This is a genomic window from Sphingomonas sp. (genome assembly GCF_035555815.1).
Lineage (GTDB): Bacteria > Pseudomonadota > Alphaproteobacteria > Sphingomonadales > Sphingomonadaceae > Sphingomonas.
Genome location: NZ_DATMGG010000204.1, coordinates 1 through 3019 on the forward strand (window position 1 = coordinate 1; position 3019 = coordinate 3019).

At 70.9% G+C, this 3019-nt stretch carries 4 protein-coding genes; 2 read left to right on the forward strand and 2 right to left on the reverse strand.

Translation table 11 applies throughout. The annotated features are described in order from the left end of the window. Nucleotides 1–198: 198 nt before the first annotated feature. Complete coding sequence (locus VNR91_RS12010) at nucleotides 199–1146, reverse strand: aldo/keto reductase (protein ID WP_325491014.1); 948 nt, start codon at nucleotides 1144–1146, stop codon at nucleotides 199–201. A gap of 175 nt (nucleotides 1147–1321) precedes the next feature. Beyond that, nucleotides 1322–1600 carry a hypothetical protein gene (locus VNR91_RS12015; RefSeq protein WP_325491011.1) on the reverse strand — a complete coding sequence of 93 codons (279 nt, stop codon included), beginning with the start codon at nucleotides 1598–1600 and terminating at the stop codon, nucleotides 1322–1324. Nucleotides 1601–1762: 162 nt separating this feature from the next. On the opposite strand from VNR91_RS12015, the gene VNR91_RS12020 reads away from it, so the two are divergent. Beyond that, complete coding sequence (locus VNR91_RS12020; RefSeq protein WP_325491012.1) at nucleotides 1763–2722, forward strand: metalloregulator ArsR/SmtB family transcription factor; 960 nt, start codon at nucleotides 1763–1765, stop codon at nucleotides 2720–2722. Further along, the coding region (locus tag VNR91_RS12025; protein ID WP_325491013.1) for a methylenetetrahydrofolate reductase at nucleotides 2719–3019 on the forward strand (301 nt) is incomplete at its 3' end. The genes VNR91_RS12020 and VNR91_RS12025, both read left to right, overlap by 4 nt.

Below are 3019 nucleotides of genomic sequence, written 5' to 3' on the forward strand. Positions count from 1 at the left end.
CCGGTCGCGCGGGTTGGAGCGATAGGCCGCCATGGACGGGAGATGGGGATTGGTTGGCGAATCCCCAAAGACCCACCCTGTCACCCCGACCTTCGTGCCGGGTCCACCGGGAGGCGGGCGAGGGGCGGGACGTTCAAGGCACGGGGCGTGAGGCCTGGCGGACCTTTGGCACGAGGCCGGGGGGACGGCTGGAGGGAGCTACGCCCCGGCCGCCGCCAGCCGGTCGAGCTGGTCGGCCGAGAGCGTCACGTCCCACGCGCCGGTCAGCTCTGTGAGCTGGGCGATGCCGGTGGCACTGGCGATCGGCGCGGTGACGCCGGGCTGCGCGATCAGCCACGCCAGCGCGATCTGGGCGAGGGTGGCGCCGGTTTCCGCCGCGACCGCGTCCATTGCCGCGAGCATCCCGGCCTTGTCCCGGATCAGATCGCCCATGCGGCCGCCGCGCGGGCTTTTGCCCAGGTCCGCTTCGCTGCGGTACTTGCCGGTGAGGAAGCCCGACGCCAGCCCGTAATAGGGCAGCGCGGCGATGTTGTGATCGACGCAGTAATCCTGAAGCTCGCCCTCGAACTTGTGGCGGCTGACCAGATTATATTCGGGCTGGAGCACGTGATAGCGCGGCAGGCCGTTCGCCGCCGCGACCTCGTTCGCCGACTTGAGCCGGGCGGCGTGGAAGTTCGAGGCGCCGAGGACGTGGATCTTGCCGGCGTCGGCGAGCTTGCCGAACGCGGCGAGCACCTCCTCCTGCGGCACGGCATCGTCGTCCTGGTGCGCGTAATAGAGGTCGATGCGGTCGATGCCGAGCCGGGCGAGCGAGGCGTCGCAGGCGGCGGCGATGCGCGCGGGGGCGAGCTTCTCCCCGCCCTCGCCGGGCAGCATCCCGACCTTGGTCGCGATCTGGACCTTGTCGCGTTTGCCCGACGCCTTGAGCCACGCGCCGATCACGGTTTCCGATTCGCCGCCCTTATGCCCCGGCACCCACGCCGAATAGACGTCGGCGGTGTCGATCATCGTGCCGCCGGCATCGACGAAGGCGTCGAGCACGGCGAAGCTGGTCGCCCGGTCGGCGGTCCAGTCGAACACGTTGCCGCCGAGCACCAGCGGCGCGATGTGGAGATCGGTGGCGCCCAGACGGCGGAGCTGCATCAGTTCAAATCCTCGGGCGCGGCGTTGGCGGCGGTGGCTTCGTTGCCGTCGAGCGCGGCGGCGGCGTCGTTCAGCTCCCGCTCCTGATCGGCGGTGAGCGCGCCGGGAGCGGCCTGATCGCTGCCCGCGCCGCATCCGGTGAGGAGCAGCAGCGGCGCGAGCGCAAGGGCGGCGCGGATCAGTTGGCGACCTTGTTGCCGAGGTCGTGCAGCGCGTTGCCGGTGGCGTCGGCGGCGCGATCGACGGCGTTGGCGGCCTGATCGGTGGCGTTTTCGGCGGCGCCGAACGCGCGATCGGCGGCGGCGTCGGTGTCGTCGACCGCTTCACTGAAGGTCGCGTTGGCGTCGGCGGCGACCGCATCGGCGGCGTTGCCGACGGCGTCCTTGGTCTCGCTCGAGCAGGCCGTGAGCGCGAACGCGCCGGCGATTGCGAACGGCAGGATCAGGCGCTTGGTCATGACATATCCCCTGTTCAGTGGAACGGGGAGAACGCTAACCGAGCCGAAAAGGTGCCGCAAGCCGTCGCGTGCGCGGGGCGAGGGCGTGGCCATAGCGTGCGTTGACCCCATATAAAGATATCTTTATATCTCTAATCGGGTACGGACCCTAGGGATTGGGACATGACGATGGTGCTCGACATCTTTCGCGCGCTCGCGGACGCGACGCGGCTGCGCATTCTGGCGCTGCTGCGCTCGATGGAACTGTCGGTCGGCGAACTGGCGCAGGTGCTGGGCCAGAGCCAGCCGCGCGTGAGCCGCCACGTCAAGATCCTGTGCGACGCCGGGCTGGCCGAGCGGCGCAAGGAAGGCAGCTGGGTGTTCGTCGCGCTGGGCAGCGCGGATCGGGTCGGGCCGGTGCTGGCGGCGCTGGACGAATGGAACAGGGACGCGCCCGATCACTGGGCGGTGGCGGACAGCGCGCGGCTGGCGGCGGTGCGCGCCGATCGCGCGGCGGCGGCGGCCGAATGGTTCGAGGCGCACGCCGGCGAATGGGATGCGATCCGATCGCTCCACATCGCCGACAGCGACGTCGAGGTGGCGATGGCGCGGGTGCTGGGGGAGGCTCCGCTGGGCCGGCTGATCGACATCGGCACCGGCACCGGGCGCATGCTGGAGCTGTTCGCGCCGCGCGCGCAGACCGCGCTGGGCATCGACCGCAGTTCGGAGATGCTGCGGCTGGCGCGCGCCAAATTGTCCGAGCGCGGGCTGGGCAAGGCCGAGCTGCGCCAGGCCGACCTCTACGCGCTGCCGATGGCCGACGGCGATGCCGACCTGGCGATATTGCACCACGTCCTCCACTTCGCGCAGCAGCCGGGCGCGGCGATCGGCGAGGCGGCGCGGGTGCTGGCGGACGGCGGGCGGCTGCTGATCGCCGATTTCGACGCGCACGACCGCGAGGAGCTGCGCAGCCGCGAAGGCCATGTCCGGCTGGGATTTTCGGACGAGCAGATGCTCGGCTGGTTCGAGGCATCGGGGCTGGCGCCGGTGCAGGTGGAAACGCTGGAAGGGGGCGAGTTGACCGTGAAATTGTGGCTGGCGCGCAAGACGGGGACGGCGATGCCCGAGGTGAAGGCGGCATGAGCGGCACCGACGATCAGGCGCGGCGGATCGCGGCGGGGGTCGGCGCCGGGCCGCTCTACGCCGACCTGGCCGGCGACATCGGCGTGTCGTTCGAATTCTTTCCGCCCAAGAGCGCGAAGATGGAGGAGACGCTGTGGGAGTCGGTCAAGACGCTCGAGCCGCTCGGCCCCCGCTTCGTCTCGGTCACCTATGGCGCGGGCGGATCGACCCGCGAGCGCACCCACGCCACGGTGGCGCGGATCGAGCGTGAGACCGGGCTGGCGGCGGCGGCGCACCTGACCTGCGTCGACGCGACGC

Bases quoted from the DNA above. Each gene is read 5' to 3' on its own strand.
- VNR91_RS12015 (WP_325491011.1), bottom strand. From the start codon at position 1,600: ATGACCAAGCGCCTGATCCTGCCGTTCGCAATCGCCGGCGCGTTCGCG.
- VNR91_RS12020 (WP_325491012.1), top strand. From the start codon at position 1,763: ATGACGATGGTGCTCGACATCTTTCGCGCGCTCGCGGACGCGACGCGG.